Origin of the sequence: Vibrio sp. 10N.222.49.C9, from assembly GCF_041474985.1 — a bacterium.
Taxonomy (GTDB): domain Bacteria; phylum Pseudomonadota; class Gammaproteobacteria; order Enterobacterales; family Vibrionaceae; genus Vibrio; species Vibrio crassostreae_C.
In genome coordinates, this window is sequence record NZ_JBFRVD010001573.1 from 1 (window position 1) to 259 (window position 259).

The 259-nt window shown below is 44.8% G+C and carries 1 protein-coding gene; it reads right to left on the minus strand.

Annotated features, from left to right (window positions below; genetic code table 11):
* Nucleotides 1-259, minus strand: a 259-nt coding sequence (locus AB4585_RS29325) for a hypothetical protein (RefSeq protein ID WP_372172343.1), incomplete at both ends; no start/stop codon positions are given.

Here is a 259-nt window from a genome sequence, read left to right on the forward strand (position 1 = left end):
GATTGTGTCTCCTTAGCATTAATCACGTTATCGCCGCCAAGGGTGGTATCAATTGAGATTGTGCCTGGGTGCGTATCTAACTGCGCAATAGAAGTGCCTGTTTTACTGTTCCCGGCAAGGTCTGTCGCGGTCGCATGTACCGTAAGTTGACCGTCTACAAAGCTATAACTAGATAGATCTACCCCTGTAAGAGTAAACTTACCTGTTGTTGGATCTAAAGTTACTAAAGTAGGGTCTAAGGTTGTGATATTCCCATTGG